This is a genomic window from Meiothermus sp. CFH 77666 (assembly GCF_017497985.1).
GTDB lineage: Bacteria > Deinococcota > Deinococci > Deinococcales > Thermaceae > Meiothermus.
In genome coordinates, this window is sequence record NZ_JAGDFV010000021.1 from 14,449 (window position 1) to 28,022 (window position 13,574).

18 protein-coding genes are annotated in these 13,574 nt (G+C 63.3%); 5 read left to right on the forward strand and 13 right to left on the reverse strand.

Annotation, left to right across the window (positions count from 1 at the left end; genetic code table 11):
- Positions 1-48: 48 nt before the first annotated feature.
- The 9 genes from J3L12_RS11350 to glpX all read right to left on the reverse strand — a co-directional run bounded on the left by J3L12_RS11350 (position 49) and on the right by glpX (position 7,730).
- Complete coding sequence (locus J3L12_RS11350) at positions 49-483, reverse strand: cytochrome c (RefSeq protein ID WP_243455178.1); 435 nt, start codon at positions 481-483, stop codon at positions 49-51.
- Between the two features lie 127 nt (positions 484-610).
- On the reverse strand, positions 611-1,093 hold the full coding sequence (locus J3L12_RS11355) for a YqhA family protein (RefSeq protein WP_208015176.1): 483 nt from the start codon (positions 1,091-1,093) through the stop codon (positions 611-613).
- A gap of 223 nt (positions 1,094-1,316) precedes the next feature.
- A complete protein-coding gene (fba, locus tag J3L12_RS11360; RefSeq protein ID WP_208015177.1) occupies positions 1,317-2,240 on the reverse strand; it encodes a class II fructose-1,6-bisphosphate aldolase in 924 nt (307 codons plus the stop codon).
- Positions 2,221-2,895, reverse strand: coding sequence for a ribulose-phosphate 3-epimerase (rpe, locus tag J3L12_RS11365; protein WP_208015178.1), 675 nt, complete (start codon positions 2,893-2,895; stop codon positions 2,221-2,223). Before rpe ends, fba begins: the two co-directional genes overlap by 20 nt.
- Positions 2,888-3,856 carry a phosphoribulokinase gene (locus J3L12_RS11370; RefSeq protein WP_208015179.1) on the reverse strand — a complete coding sequence of 323 codons (969 nt, stop codon included), beginning with the start codon at positions 3,854-3,856 and terminating at the stop codon, positions 2,888-2,890. The genes rpe and J3L12_RS11370 overlap by 8 nt, the downstream gene beginning before the upstream one ends.
- Positions 3,846-4,757, reverse strand: a complete 912-nt coding sequence (cbbX, locus tag J3L12_RS11375; protein ID WP_208015180.1) for a CbbX protein — start codon at positions 4,755-4,757, stop codon at positions 3,846-3,848. The genes J3L12_RS11370 and cbbX overlap by 11 nt, the downstream gene beginning before the upstream one ends.
- 61 nt (positions 4,758-4,818) lie before the next feature.
- Positions 4,819-5,241 carry a ribulose bisphosphate carboxylase small subunit gene (locus J3L12_RS11380; protein ID WP_208015181.1) on the reverse strand — a complete coding sequence of 141 codons (423 nt, stop codon included), beginning with the start codon at positions 5,239-5,241 and terminating at the stop codon, positions 4,819-4,821.
- 34 nt (positions 5,242-5,275) lie between these two features.
- Positions 5,276-6,730, reverse strand: coding sequence for a form I ribulose bisphosphate carboxylase large subunit (locus tag J3L12_RS11385; protein ID WP_208015182.1), 1,455 nt, complete (start codon positions 6,728-6,730; stop codon positions 5,276-5,278).
- Between the two features lie 10 nt (positions 6,731-6,740).
- Positions 6,741-7,730 (reverse strand): class II fructose-bisphosphatase, encoded by a 990-nt coding sequence (glpX, locus tag J3L12_RS11390; protein WP_208015183.1) that lies wholly within the window; start codon positions 7,728-7,730, stop codon positions 6,741-6,743.
- 85 nt (positions 7,731-7,815) lie between these two features.
- Between glpX and J3L12_RS11395 the strand changes: the two genes are divergently transcribed.
- Positions 7,816-8,709 (forward strand): LysR family transcriptional regulator, encoded by an 894-nt coding sequence (locus tag J3L12_RS11395; RefSeq protein WP_208015184.1) that lies wholly within the window; start codon positions 7,816-7,818, stop codon positions 8,707-8,709.
- 284 nt (positions 8,710-8,993) lie between these two features.
- Here the strand turns inward: J3L12_RS11395 and J3L12_RS11400 are convergent, their stop codons facing one another.
- Both J3L12_RS11400 and J3L12_RS11405 read right to left on the reverse strand, forming a co-directional pair.
- Entirely contained in the window at positions 8,994-9,323 is a 330-nt protein-coding gene (locus tag J3L12_RS11400; RefSeq protein WP_208015185.1) for a nucleotidyltransferase domain-containing protein, read from the reverse strand.
- Entirely contained in the window at positions 9,316-9,726 is a 411-nt protein-coding gene (locus J3L12_RS11405) for a HEPN domain-containing protein (protein ID WP_208015186.1), read from the reverse strand. The genes J3L12_RS11400 and J3L12_RS11405 overlap by 8 nt, the downstream gene beginning before the upstream one ends.
- Before the next feature lie 148 nt (positions 9,727-9,874).
- Between J3L12_RS11405 and J3L12_RS16755 the strand changes: the two genes are divergently transcribed.
- Both J3L12_RS16755 and J3L12_RS11415 read left to right on the forward strand, forming a co-directional pair.
- Positions 9,875-10,780 (forward strand): phospholipase D-like domain-containing protein, encoded by a 906-nt coding sequence (locus tag J3L12_RS16755; RefSeq protein ID WP_243455175.1) that lies wholly within the window; start codon positions 9,875-9,877, stop codon positions 10,778-10,780.
- Positions 10,764-11,255: a hypothetical protein gene (locus J3L12_RS11415; protein ID WP_208015187.1), complete on the forward strand. Its 492-nt coding sequence runs from the start codon at positions 10,764-10,766 to the stop codon at positions 11,253-11,255. Before J3L12_RS16755 ends, J3L12_RS11415 begins: the two co-directional genes overlap by 17 nt.
- 21 nt (positions 11,256-11,276) lie before the next feature.
- Here the strand turns inward: J3L12_RS11415 and J3L12_RS11420 are convergent, their stop codons facing one another.
- On the reverse strand, positions 11,277-11,429 hold the full coding sequence (locus J3L12_RS11420; RefSeq protein WP_208015188.1) for a hypothetical protein: 153 nt from the start codon (positions 11,427-11,429) through the stop codon (positions 11,277-11,279).
- Between the two features lie 126 nt (positions 11,430-11,555).
- Between J3L12_RS11420 and J3L12_RS11425 the strand changes: the two genes are divergently transcribed.
- Positions 11,556-11,882, forward strand: coding sequence for a nucleotidyltransferase family protein (locus J3L12_RS11425; RefSeq protein WP_208015189.1), 327 nt, complete (start codon positions 11,556-11,558; stop codon positions 11,880-11,882).
- Positions 11,857-12,102 carry a HepT-like ribonuclease domain-containing protein gene (locus J3L12_RS11430; RefSeq protein WP_208015190.1) on the forward strand — a complete coding sequence of 82 codons (246 nt, stop codon included), beginning with the start codon at positions 11,857-11,859 and terminating at the stop codon, positions 12,100-12,102. The genes J3L12_RS11425 and J3L12_RS11430 overlap by 26 nt, the downstream gene beginning before the upstream one ends.
- A gap of 125 nt (positions 12,103-12,227) precedes the next feature.
- Here the strand turns inward: J3L12_RS11430 and J3L12_RS11435 are convergent, their stop codons facing one another.
- Positions 12,228-13,562, reverse strand: a complete 1,335-nt coding sequence (locus J3L12_RS11435) for a DUF3422 domain-containing protein (RefSeq protein ID WP_208015191.1) — start codon at positions 13,560-13,562, stop codon at positions 12,228-12,230.
- Positions 13,563-13,574: the final 12 nt, after the last annotated feature.

The window sequence follows — 13,574 nt, forward strand, 5'->3', positions numbered from 1 at the left end:
TGCAGAAAGGCTCGGAACGAAGTGTCCGAGCCGTGTTTCACCGTAAAGCTACTTGAGGCCGAGCTTGTTGCGGGCTTCCAGCACCTGGGCCGCCGTCATGGTCTTGGCGCGCTGGGCCTTGACCTCCTCGGCGGTAAAGGCTTTCTGACCAGCGGGGAACTTGTTGCCCCACTGGGTCGAGATATGGTTGAGCAAGCCGGCTATCTCTTCGTCCTTGAGCTGGGCATAAGCGGGCATTACACCCTGGTACTTGGTGCCCTTAACGGTAATCTGGCCCTGCAGGCCGTACAGGAGGGTCTGGATCAGGAACTCGCGGCCCCCTTTGGCTTCCAGAATTTCGGGCACATGGCCTGCTAGCGGGGGGAAGACGCCGGGCACGCCTGCGCCGGTAGGCTGGTGGCAGCCCTGGCACTGGGCATAGAGGGGGCTGGCCTGGGCCACGGCGGTTTGAGCGCTGAACAGGTAGGCTCCCAGACCCAACAGAATCAGGGCCGAAGAAAAAAGTAAGGAAAGGTTACGCTTGGTCAAGTTGTGTCACCTCCAGCTTATAGTATGCCGCTAAAAAATCGGTTTGCAAGCCACTTTTTGTTATCTCAAGGATAACTAAAGGTTATTTGTCGGGTTTTTCCCGGGCCTGCACCAGCCACAAGGCCGCCCCCAGTAGGGCTACGGCTCCAGCATAGAATAGGAAATCCAGTGCCCCTTTGGGCGCAAAGGCCTGCGCCTTTTCAAAGAACTTCACCACCAGAATCATCAGGATGACCTGGCCCAGCTTGGTCTTGAGATCGTTGAGGCTGTGCACCCTGAGTACGTTATTCAGGCTACCCTCGAGCCGGGTGACCTCGGCAATAAAGAGTTCGTAGAGCCCCAGCGCAAAGATGATGAGCACCGAGGCCAAAAGGGCTAGGTCTACGGCCCCCACCATCAGGGGCAGGGCCTTTTCCAGGCTGTTCGAGCTGAGCGCCCGCCAGACCTCGAGGCCCGTTTGCAGGGCAAAGTACACCGCTCCTGCCAAAAGGCCCACCACCGGCAGTAGCATGACCCAGCGAGCCTGCCAGAGCACGGTCTGGATTATTTGCTCCACACGATGCATAAGAAATTCACTCAGCGGACATCTACTCTGGAAGCTCGATTTCGCCAAAACCCCCCACCCGGCCTCCCCCACAAGGGGGGAGGGGTCATTGACCGTGTTTGGCAGACAGAATGACTCGAATGTTCTCTTGCTACCACGGGACAACGTGCCCTCAAAACCATATCCGTGCAACCAGCGCTTAACGAACAATCCCAATCCCGTAATAAAAGGCTTCAGGAGGGGCCTAGGCCCGCCCCACCGTGCCCATCAGCTCGAACTTTTCCTTGATGACCTGCTTCAGGTACTCCCGCCCCTTGCCCAAAAGCTTCCGGGGGTCGAACTCCTTGGGGTTGCCCACCACCACCTCGCGGATTCCGGCGGTGAAGGCCAGGCGCAGATCGGTGTCTATGTTGATTTTGGCGATGCCGTTGGGAATGGCCTTGCGCACGTCTTCGTCGTGGATGCCGGTGGGGTCGCCCAGGTCGGCCCCGGTGGCGCTCATCTTGTCCTTGAGCCACTGGGGCACCCCCGAGGAGCCGTGCAGCACCAGGGGAATGGAGATCCGTGTGGCAATCTGCTCGAGCCTCGCGTGGTCAATGTAAGGCCGCCCCTTGCCCTTGTAGGCCCCGTGGGAAGTGCCGATGGCGATGGCCAGGTAGTCAATGCCGGTGGCCTCCACGAAGCGCTCAGCCTCGTCGGGGTCGGTGAGGAAGGCATCCTTGGCATCCACCACGATGTTGTCCTCGATGCCCTGCAGGCGGCCCAGCTCGGCCTCCACGCTCACCCCCACGGCGTGGGCGGCTTCCACGCACCGCTGGGTTTCGTGGACGTTCTCCTCGAAGGGGTGGTGCGAGGCATCGATCATCACGCTGGTAAAGCCTGCGCGCAGTGCCTGTAGCACCATCTTGTAATCGGCGCCGTGGTCGAGGTGCAGCACCACCGGCACACTCACTCGGCTGGCCATGTCGCGTACCAGGTTGGAGAGGTTCTCCAGCCCGGCGTACTTGCGGGCCCCATCCGAGACCTGAATAAAGACCGGGGCTCGCAGGGCTTCGGCGGTCTCGAGGATAGCCTGGGTAATCTCTAAGTTGTTGGTGTTGAAGCTGGGCACGGCATAGCCTTCGCGCCGCGCCTTGTCCAGTACGTCTTTACCGAGAGCCAGCGGCATACACTTCTCCTAACAGTTTCTTCATATTATCCGACACAGGTTGGTTGTTGAATAAGGCACTTCCAACCACCACCACGTCGGCCCCGGCCCGGTAAACCTCGGCCACGTTCTCGGGCTTGATGCCCCCGTCTACCTGGATCAGGCAGCCGGGGTTTAGCTCGTCGCGCATAGCCCGCAGGCGGCGGATGCGCTCGGTGCTGGTTGCGATGTACTTCTGCCCCCCAAAGCCGGGGTTCACGCTCATCAGGAGGGCCAGGTCGAGCTCGGGCAACAGGGGCAGCAGGGCCTCCAGGGGCGTGGCTGGGTTGATGGCCAGCCCGGCTTTCTTGCCCAGCTCCTTGATTTGTTGCACCGCCCGGTGGGCATGGGGGGTGGCTTCGGCGTGCACGGTAATCCAGTCGGCTCCGGCCTGGGCAAAGTCCTTCAGGTAGCGCTCGGGCTCCACAATCATCAGGTGCACGTCCAGCGGCAGCCCGGTCACCTTGCGGATAGCCTCCACCACCAGCGGGCCAAAGGTCAGGTTGGGCACAAAGCGCCCGTCCATCACATCCAGGTGAATCCAGTCCACCCCCGCCGCCTCGGCCTCCTGGATCTGCTCGCCCAGCCGGGCAAAATCGGCGGTGAGGATGGAGGGAGCCACCAAGAATTCAGGCATAGGCCAGGGCTCCCTTCTGGATGGCCTGCTCGCGCATATGTACCAGATAATACGCGATAACCAGTTGGGTGAGGGCCAGAGGGTAGCTCTGGCCGCCCTTGTCCCAGAAGGTGCCAATGAGTTCGGGGTTGAAGTGCTCGGCGTGGGAACCGAGCTGTTCCCAAATTAGGCGCTCAAACACGGCCGCCCGCTCGGGCTCCAGCCCCCCCGAGATGTCCAGGATGTCGGCCTCCTTGCGGGCCTCGAGGCGGATCACCGCCGGTTCGTCCTCGAAGGCCGAGTGGAGCACCTCGGTCAAGTCAAGCTTGGGCAGGCTGCGCCTGAGGGTTATCCGCACCGAAAGGGTGCTGGGCTTCTCGGGGTGATAGCCGGGAGGCCGGTAGAAGCGCACCACGATGTCGGCGTGCTCCTTTTGGGGCCAGATATAGGCCTTGGAATCGGGCATCCGCCGCTCGATGTCGGCCACCACCTGCTCGGGGGTGTAGCCCCGCTTGGCCACGTCGCGCTTGACCTTCCACTCCCGCCGCAGCTCTTCCTCGGGGTCGAGGTAGACCTTCAGGTGGTAGCGGTCGCGCATGGGCTGGGAGAACAGGGTGAGCAGCCCCTCGAGCACCACCGCCCGGGGAATCTGGCGGCTGCCTTCCTGAATGGCCCTGGGGGGCGGAATGTATACCGGCGGGTCGAAGGTGCCGGTGGCGTGGTTGTACACCGGCTTGAGGATGGGTTCCCCCATGGCCAAAAGCCGGACGTGCTGCTCCATGATGTCCATGTAGTTGCACTCGGGGTGGAGGGGGGTGATCTGGAGCTCAGCCCGCTGCTTACGGTCGTACCGGTGGTAGTCGTCCACGCAGATGTTGGTGGTTCGCTCTTGACCCAGAAGACGGGCTATCCCGCTTGAGATAGTGGTCTTACCCACCCCCGAGTCGCCCGCAATGCCGAGCATGAAGGGTCTATGGGGCATCTTGGCCTCCTGTATCGAGTTCCTCGCACTCCCGAAAAACCTCGCTGGCGCGGATGTCTTCTTCAGCGATGCGGCGCAGGTCGTCGGCGCTAACCTGGCCGGCCCGTTCGAAGAGGCGCTTGGCCTGGCGCAGCTTAAAACGGTCTATGGCGTTGCGGATGGAGCGGGCATTGGCGAAGTTGGGCAGCCGTTTGCGGCAGCGAACGTACTCCACAAAGGCCCGCTCGGCGGCCTCGTCGAGGTAGTAGTTCTGCTCGACGATCATCAGTCTGCCGATGGCCACCAGCTCCTCCTCAGTGTAGTCGGGAAAGCGGATGTGATGAGCGATGCGCGAGCGCATTCCGGGGTTGAGGGCAAAAAACTGCTCCATCTTGTCCTCGTAGCCCGCCAGGATCACCACCAGATCCTCGCGCTGGTTCTCCATCACCTGCAACAGGATCTCGATGGTCTCCTGGCCGTAGTCGCGCTCGTTCTCGGCCCGGTAGAGGCTGTAGGCCTCGTCGATAAACAAGACCCCTCCCATGGCCCGCTTCAAGACCTCTTTGGTCTTGGGGGCGGTGTGGCCGATGTACTGGCCCACCAGATCGTCGCGGCTGGCCACCACCAGGTGGTCGCGCCGGATATAGCCGAGCCGGTTGAGGATGGTAGCCATCCGCATGGCCACGGTGGTCTTGCCGGTGCCGGGGTTGCCAGTGAAGGCCATGTGCAGCACCGGACGGGTGGCCTCCAGGCCCAGCTCACGGCGCAGCTTGTCCACCACCAGATAGGCTGCAATCTCGTGGATGCGGGTCTTAACTGGCGCCAGGCCGATGAGCTCTCGGTCGAGGCGCTCCAGCACCTCGGGTACCCCCGTTTGTTGCAAAAGGGCCCGAAGATCGGCGGTGCTAACGGTCTCGGTCATGGCTCCCTCTCTTTAGGGCGACCCCGCCCCTGGCCCCAGGGCCAGGGGCGGGCCCAGAGGCCTAGTAACGTTCCCCTGAGGGCTTGTCGGTCACGTAGGGCTCGAGGCCGTACTTCTGCACCCGCCCGTCCGACCAAACCAGGCGCTTCAGACGGAAGCCAGGGTCTTCCGGGGTGGGGCGGTGGGCGATGAAGCTCACCCGCTGGGCCTGCCACATGGGGCTAGAGTCGTAACCGTTAATCTTGATGTAGTGGTTGGGAAAGGCCTCGCGGCACTTCCTGAACTCGTACATGGCCGCCGCCGGGTCTTCCAGGTCGAACATGGGCAGGCCCCACATGTTCCAGTAGGTGTTGTAGGGGTTGGGGTCGTCGGTGTACTCCACCGAGACCGCCCAGCCGTTTTGGATGATGTAGCGGATCTGCTTTTCGATCTGCTCGTCGGTCAGGTCAGGCAGGAAGGAAAAAGTTCCCTGATGGATGCGCATGGTTCACTCCTTTATCGGGGCCTTCACAGGCTGCTCACATGGTTGGGGTGGGCACAAAGTCCGGGGTGTCGGTGGAGGTGAAGTCGAAGGTGATGTCCTTCCAGATCTCCAGCGCGGCGGCCAGAGCGGGAGAGTGCTTGGCGGCCTGGCGGAGGATCTCCGGCCCCTCAGCCAGGATGTCGCGCCCCTCGTTGCGGGCCTGCACCATGGCCTCCACCGCCACCCGGTTGGCCGTGGCCCCGGCGGCGATGCCCATGGGGTGGCCGATAGTGCCGCCGCCAAACTGCAAGACCACGTCGTCGCCGAAGAGATCCAGAAGCTGGTGCATCTGCCCGGCATGAATACCCCCGGAAGCCACCGGCATAACCCCCGGCAGGTAGCCCCAGTCTTGGTCGAAGTAGATGCCCCGCACCGGATCGTAGTGGTTGTATTGCTCGCGCAGGATGGCGTAGTAGCCTTTGGTCAGGTTGGGGTCGCCCTCGAGCTTCCCCACCACCGTGCCGGCATGGATATGATCCACTCCCAGCATCCGCATCCACTTGGCCAGCACCCGGAAGTTGATGCCGTGGTTCTTCTGGCGGGTAAAGGTGGCGTGGGAGGCCCGGTGCAGGTGCAGGATCATTCCGTTGTTGCGACACCAGTTGGACAGGGTCTGGAGCGCGGTGTAGCCCATGGTCAGATCGGCCATGATGATGATGGAACCGATCTCCTTGGCGAACTCGGCCCGCCTCAAAACCTCCTCCATGTCGGCAGCGGTCACGTTGTGGTAGTGGCCCTTGCGCTCGCCGGACATCTGCTCGGCCCGCATCACCGCCTCCTGGGAGTAGAGGAAGCGGTCGCGCCAGCGCATAAAGGCCTGAGAGTTGATGTTCTCGTCGTCCTTGGTGAAGTCCAGACCGCCCATCAGGGCCTCGTATACCACTCGGCCATAGTTGCGCCCCGAAAGGCCCAGCTTGGGCTTCACAGTGGCCCCCAGGATAGGCCGACCGTACTTGTTAAGCATATCCCGCTCGACGGGAATGCCGTGGGGGGCGCCTTTGAAGGTCTTGAGGTAGGCCACCGGCACCCGCAGATCCTCCAGGCGCAGGGCCTTCACCGCCTTGAACCCAAAGACGTTACCGATGATGGAGGAGGTCATGTTGGCGATGGAGCCCTCTTCGAAAAGTGCGAGGTCGTAGGCAATGTAGGCAAAGACCTGATCGGGGTTGCCGGGCACTGGCTCAACCTTGTAGGCCTTGGCCTGGTAACGATCCAGGGTGGTCAGGCGGTCGGTCCAGACCACCGTCCATGTGGCGGTGCTGGACTCGCCCGCCACCGCCGCGGCGGCCTCCTCGGCGTCCACCCCAGGCTGAGGGGTGATGCGGAACAGGGCCAGGGTGTCGGTATCCTTGGGGACGTAGTCGGGCTGCCAGTAGCCCATCTCGCGGTACTCGCGCACGCCCGCTTTGGCGTACTTGCCGGTGCTCTTGCCAGCGTATCCAAGTGCCATACTTCCTCCTTTAGTAAAGCTCTCCACTTATCGCCCGCAGCTTCTCCAGGCGATGATAGGACTCGATGTAGCGCAGCGAGCCGGTGTGCCCTCTGATGACCAGGCTGTGGGTGATGGCGTACTCACCCCGGTAGCGCACCCCGCGCAAAAACTGCCCGTCGGTAATGCCGGTAGCGGCAAAGTGGGTGTCCTCGGCAGGGCACAGCTCCTCCAGGGTGTAGACCCGCTGGGTGTTGTAGTCGGTGTTAATCAGCGCCCAGCGCTCCTCCTCGCTCTGCGGGTCGAGGCGCATCTGCATCCCTCCGCCCAGGGCCTTGACCGCCACCGCCGCAATCACCCCCTCGGGGGTGCCGCCGGTGCCCATCAGTACGTCAATGCCGGTATCGGGCAGCACCGCCGCCAGGGCCCCGCCCACGTCGCCATCGGTGTGCAGGCTGACCCGCGCCCCGGCGTGGCGAATCTGGTCAATGAGCCTTGCGTGGCGGGGCTTGTCCAGCACAAACACCGTGAGTTCGCGCACCCGCTTGCCCAGGGCTTTGGCTATTGAGCGCAGGTTCTCCTCCGGGCTGGCCGAGAGGTCTATGGCCTCTTTGGCCTGCGGGCCCACCACCAGCTTGGCGGCATAAAAGCCGGGGCCGGGGTTGAAGAGCCCCCCCTTCTCGGCGGCGGCAATCACGCTGATGGCCCCAGGCCGCCCGTGGGCCACCAGCCGGGTACCCTCGATGGGATCCACCGCCAGGTCGGTCTCGGGGCCTTCGCCGGTGCCCAGTTCCTCGCCGTTGTAGAGCATGGGGGCCTTATCTTTTTCGCCCTCGCCTATCACCACCCGGGCCCGCATGGGGATGGTGGCCAGCAACAGGCGCATGGCATCCACGGCGGCCTGGTCGCCGTCGTTTTTGTTCCCCAGCCCCACCCACCGCGCCGCCGCCAGCGCAGCGGCCTCGGTGCTGCGCAACAGGTCGAGGGACAGGTTGCGCGTGGGGCGTTCGACTACCATCATGCTGCACCTCCTAGGTAGCCTCTACGGTAGGTGCTTGTGATAAATAGCGCAAGTTTGTTTTGGATATTTTTGATAATATATGCTTATGATTGAACGCCGCCCCTTCCCCAACCCCCAGGCCCTGCGGGTGTTTTTGTGCGTGGTGCAGGAGGGCAGCGTGGGCCGGGCAGCCCTGAGTCTGGGCATGACCCAGCCCGGCGTGAGCCAGCACCTGCGGGCCCTGGAAACCCAGATTGGCCGGCCCCTCTTCCACCGGCAGGGCCGCCGCCTGGTACTCAGCAAAACCGGCCAGGATCTGCTGCCCGAGGCCCGGCGGGCCGTGCAAGCGCTGGAGGAGTTCGTGCAAGCCGCACAGGCCCTGGAGCGCCTCGAGCGCGGGCGGGTGGAGATTGGCGCCTCCACCACCATGGCGGTGTATGTGCTGCCCCGCTACCTGACCGAGTTCAAGCGGCTTTATCCGGAAATCCGGATCAAGCTGGAAAGCGGCAGCTCCGAGCGCCTGACCCAGCGGCTCGTGCAGGGCGAGATTGAGCTGGCCGTGGTGGAGGCGGTGGAGCACCTCGAGGGCTTCGAGCGCAAGCTGTTTTACGAAGACGAACTGGTGGTGATTGTGCCCCCCGAGCACCCCTGGGCCAAAAAAGAGGAAATTGCCCCCGAGCGGCTGGCCGAGGTGCCGCTGATTGTGCGGGAGCCGGGGGCCATGACCTACCGGGTGTTTGGCTCGGCGCTGGAGCAGGCCGGGCTGGAAATTAACCCGGTTTTTTATACCGACAACCACGAGGTTACCAAGCGGCTGGTGCTCGAGGGGGCCGGGGTGGGCATTGTGTCGAACGTGGTGGTGCGGCCCAACGTGAAGGTGGGCAACCTGCGGGCCTTGCGCATACGGGGCATGGAACTGCGGCGGCTCTTCTGGCTCCTGTACCCCACCGAGGCCGGGAACCCGGCGGCCGAGGCGCTGCGGGCGATGCTGGCGTCCTGATTATCGCGCTCTTAGCGCTCTTCACAGACGTGGCCCCCATCCCGGTTGCGCCATTCAACCGAATGGCGACACCAGTACGGTAGCGTAAATCGGGATGTCGCTTCAGACGCAAATGCCCGCTCTCCCGGCGAGTATTGGTGTTGCGAGGTCGTCGTGGAAGGGTCAAGGCGGCCAGTGTTCTGTCCGGGCAAAACTCGATGGCTCAAAATATGTGAGGAGCGCGATGCAGCGCGCATGAAAATCACTCATAAAGGACAGCAGGTGGCTTCCAAATGGGGCAAAAACTAAATCTCAAGCCCTTCCTCCAGGAAACCCAGCGCTCCTTTAGCCCATAGCTGGGCGAACTCCGCAGGCAGCAGACCCCGGGCCTCGAGCCGCCCCCAGGCCAGGGCGGTCAGGAGGTATTGCCGCTCCAGGGGGTCTGGGGGCAGGTGAGGTGAGACCACCAGCAGGTCTACATCGCTCCCCAGGTTGAAGTCGCCCCGCGCCACCGAGCCGTACACCCACACCCGAGCCTCGCCCAGCCGCCCGCGCACCCGCCGGGCAAAGCGACGGGCCTGCTCCAGCAGGGCCTCGCGCTCGGCGTATCGCCGCGCCAGGGCGGCCTCAAGCACGGCTTCGAACCTCCTCTACCCAGTCCAGCACGCCCTGGGCAGCTTCCAGGGCGGCCTCGGCCCGCTTGCGTGAGTAAAACTGAAATGGGCTCCCGGATGGAAAGGCATCGGGGTAGCGGGCCGGGATGTAGTGCGGATCCAGCTCCCGTGCAGCCTCCCAGACGGCCTCGGGCAGCGCCACGCCCACCTCCGCCAACGCCTCCAGCAAGCGCAGCAGGGCATGGCCGTAGGCAGGCTGCCCCAGCCCCCGCAGCAAGCCTTTGAGGGCGTACTCACCCGCCTGCTGGGCTTTGAAGCTGGCCCAGTCGAAATCGCCCGCCTGGGCATCGCGCCGGGCCGAAGCCAGGGTGTGCTGGGCCTGGCCCCACCAGCGGGCGTACTCCTCCTGGTCGAAGAGCTTCACCCCCCGATTCTAGCGCACGCCCGCTGGCCTGCTGCGCCCTGCCCCGGATAGGCAAAACCAGCAGCGCTGAGGGTGCTCTGAACCCGGCTGCTCGGGTTCAGGTTGGGCAACGAACTGCTGTGGCTTGCTTTAAAATGCGTAGCCAAACATGCCGCGCATTTTCGACAACATTCACCTCGAGCTTCTCCCCTCGCTCCGGGAAACCCTGAAGGTATCGCACCAGGCCGACTTTTGCGTGGGTTACTTCAACCTGCGGGGTTGGTCGCAGCTTGAAGATCTGCTGGGCGAGGGCCTGAAGTGTCGGCTGATGGTGGGCATGTCCGTGCCACCCGAGGAGGAGCTGCGCCAGGCCCTGCGCAGTTCGGGTGAACCCGAACTCATGGATCAGCAGACCGCCATCCGCCTGAAGCGCCGGGTGGCCGAGCATTTCCGTGAGCAACTCACCTACGGCAGCCCCACCAACCAGGACGAAGCCGCCCTGCGCCGGCTTTCCCGGCAGCTCAAGAATCAGCAGGTGCAGGTAAAGCTATTTCTGAGGCACCCCCTGCACGCCAAGCTCTACCTGCTCCACCGCCAGGACGTGGCAGCGCCCCTGGTGGGGTTCGTGGGCTCGAGCAACCTCACCCTGGCGGGCCTGGCCAAGCAAGGAGAGCTAAATGTAGACGTGGTCGAGCAGGATGCGGCCCGAAAGCTGGCCGACTGGTTCGAGGAACGCTGGCAGGATCGCTGGTGCTGGGATATTTCGGCGGAACTGGCCCAGATTATTGACGAAAGCTGGGCCCGGGAAGTGCCCCCCAGCCTGCACCGCCGTCTGGCTGAAGGGGCCGAGGCCGAGGGGGTGAGCCTGAATCAGCATATTGTGGCTTTGCTTTCGGAGGCCAGTGCTCTGCGTGTGGTGCAAAACGAACTTAGAGGTTTGCGGGAGTGCGTGCTCACCCTTCAACAGCGCATGGACGACTGGGACGCCTACCGCTTTGAATACCAAAGTCAGCAGTCGGGGTTTTTTGCGGAGTACTCACGTGTGGAAGTGAACGGCTATGCCATCCAAGGTTAGCAAATCCAAACTACCTACCCCCGAGCAGTACAACCATTTTGTGAACGGCCTGGAGCTGCGGAGGGTACGGCTAATAGAGGCCAGGGTACAAGCCTTGGAAGCCAGCCCTAACCCGGCCCGTAGCCAGGTAGGGCTCGAGGAAAGTTATAGCTACCGGCCAGAGGAGGATGGTTTCGAGGCAGTAGGCAAGTTCAGGTTGGTTGTAGTAGACCAGGATAGTCTGGCAGAGCAGGGTAGCATTGAGGTTAGTTTTGGTTTTTGGTACTCGAGCGAGCTCCAACCCGAAACCGAAGGCTTTGCTGGCTACTTCGAGGTGTTCAAAGAAATCAACCTGCCCATTAACATGTGGCCCTTTGCCAGAGAATTTATCCACAACACCATGGCCCGCATGGACTGGCCGCCCTTCACCTTGCCTCTGCGAAAGCTTGCATCAGAAGGCCGCAGGAAAGCCCCCGTAAAAACCCGCTCAAAGTAGAGTGCTTTTATAAAGCTTGAGTTAGGCAGGGTTGAGAATCCTCCTGACCTTCCTCCACTCCAGACTGAACTCGCTCGTGGCGTAGAACTTCCGCCCTCTGCGATAGACCCTGACCTCGAGGCCTCCCCTGAGCCGGGTCACAAACTGCCAGCCCAGACCAAGCACCGTCTTCAAGCCTTTCTGGCTGGCATATCAGGCATCGAACAGAGGGCTAGGTCTTATTTGCTTTTCCCCGAGGATGGGCTCCCTTGTTAAGATACGTGTGGTAGTAACCATGGTTGGGTTGGATTGAATGGGTGCATGATGGAAGCTCTATCCGAACAAACGCGAACTGCCCTGGCGGAGTTGTGCCGTGAATACGGAGTGGTGAGGCTCGAGATGTTTGGCTCTGCCGCCAGAGGCGATGCAGGGCCCGGCTCGGACGTGGACTTGCTAGTGCGTTTTGCGCCCGGTGTGAGCCTGGGCCCCTGGCTAAGCCGGTACTTTGAGCTAAAGGAGCGCCTGGAGGCCCTGCTGGGCCGCAAGGTAGACCTGATTACCGACGGAGGCCAGCTCAAGCCCCGTTTTCTGGAGGCTATTCAGCGCGACCGGGTGCTTTTGTATGGCGAAAGCCAGGCTGTGGCTTGAAGATATTCTGGAGGCCCTGGGGCACATCAAGCAGTTTGTGGTGGGTCGGGGCCGCGACGACTACCTGCAAAGCGAACTCCTGCGTGCGGCGGTGGAACGCAAACTAATCATCATTGGCGAGGCCACAGGCCGCCTGGCTAAGCACGCTCCCGAGATAGCCCAGCACATCAGCGCCTCCCGACAGATCGTTGGCTTCAGGAACCTGCTGGCCCACGAGTAGGACCAGGTAAGCCCTGAACTGGTCTGGGAAATCGTGCAGAAAGACCTGCCCACCTTGCGGCAGGAAGTGACGGCTCTCCTCGAGCGGTTGGGAGTGGAGGAAGGCTAGAGCGCCATACCGGCTGATTAATCCCCCTGGTAACGCCCCAGCAGCCGGTGGTGAATCTGCCGGGTGAGCCACCACACCCCCAGCACCACCGCCGGAATGGCCAGCCCGGCGGCCAGCTCGGGCGAGAGGGGCAGGCCCGCTTCCTTACCTGCTTTGAACAGGTAGTACAGCAGGCCCACCACGTAGTAGGAGATGGCCGCTATGGAGAGGCCCTCCACGGTGCGCTGGAGCTGGTACTGCATCTCCTGGCCGCGCCGGAGCTTGTTCAATAGTTCCTGGTTCTGGGTTTCCAGGGCAATGTCCACGCGGGTACGCAGCAGCGCCCCGGCCCGCTCGATGCGCTGGGAGAGGGCCGCCAGGCGGTTTGCGGTGGACTCTACGGTGGCCATGGCCGGGCTGAAGCGGCGCTGCAAGAACTCCCCCAGGGTCTGGGTGCCGGGGATGGGGGTCTCGCGCAGCTCGGCCAGGCGGGCCTGCACCAGGGCGTGGTAGGCGGCGCTGGCGCTGAAGCGGTAGCTGTGCTCGGCGATAGCGTGCTCGACGCGGGCGGCCAGGGCCTCGAGCTCGTCCAGTAGCTCGGCATCGGCCTTGCTGGCGTCGCGGATGCGGGCGGTAATCTGGGCCAGGGCCTGCTCCGACTCCAGCAGCATGGCCCGCAGGCCCCGCGCTACCGGAAAGCCCAGCAGGGCCATCATGCGGTAGGACTCGATTTCCAGCAGCCGGGCGGCAATGCGGCCTGCGCGGGTCTCGCTGGTGTCCGGGGGGGCCACCACCACCATACGCTCGAAACCGTTTGGGCGCAGGCGAAAGTCGGTCACGGCGCAGCTATGCCCGCCCCGGCCCATCACCGAGGCCACCACCGGCCCGCCGCCGAACCAGGGGCGGGCCATCTCCAGGGCTTTTTCCACCGGCCCCTCGAGCATCACCAGCTTGACCGCCGAGAGGGTGCGGCCCGGAATCCCCCGCAGCCAGGCGGCGTCCACCACCAGGTGGCCCAGCAGGTCGGTCTCGGGGGTGACCTCGAGGTTCGGCAGGTTCTGCACCAGGGTATAGGTGCTGAACTCGGTGTGCCGCTCCCAGCGCAAGGAACCTCCGCTCAGGCGCAGCCGCAGGTAGGTACCGGCGAGCTGGTCGAGCTCGAGCTCCCCCAGGCCCGCCAGACGGCGGAGATGTTCCAGTTCTTCCTCACGGCTTACCCCTTCGTGCCGCACCGCCACCTGCAACACCAGGGCGGGCAGGCGGATGCGAGGGGTAGGCCGGGCGTGCAGCTCGTTGTGAAGCTGCACGCGCAGGGGGTCGTCGGGGGGTAGTACCCCCGTTTCCCGGTAGACCTCGAGCGTTGACTGCGACATATACCCCCCTAC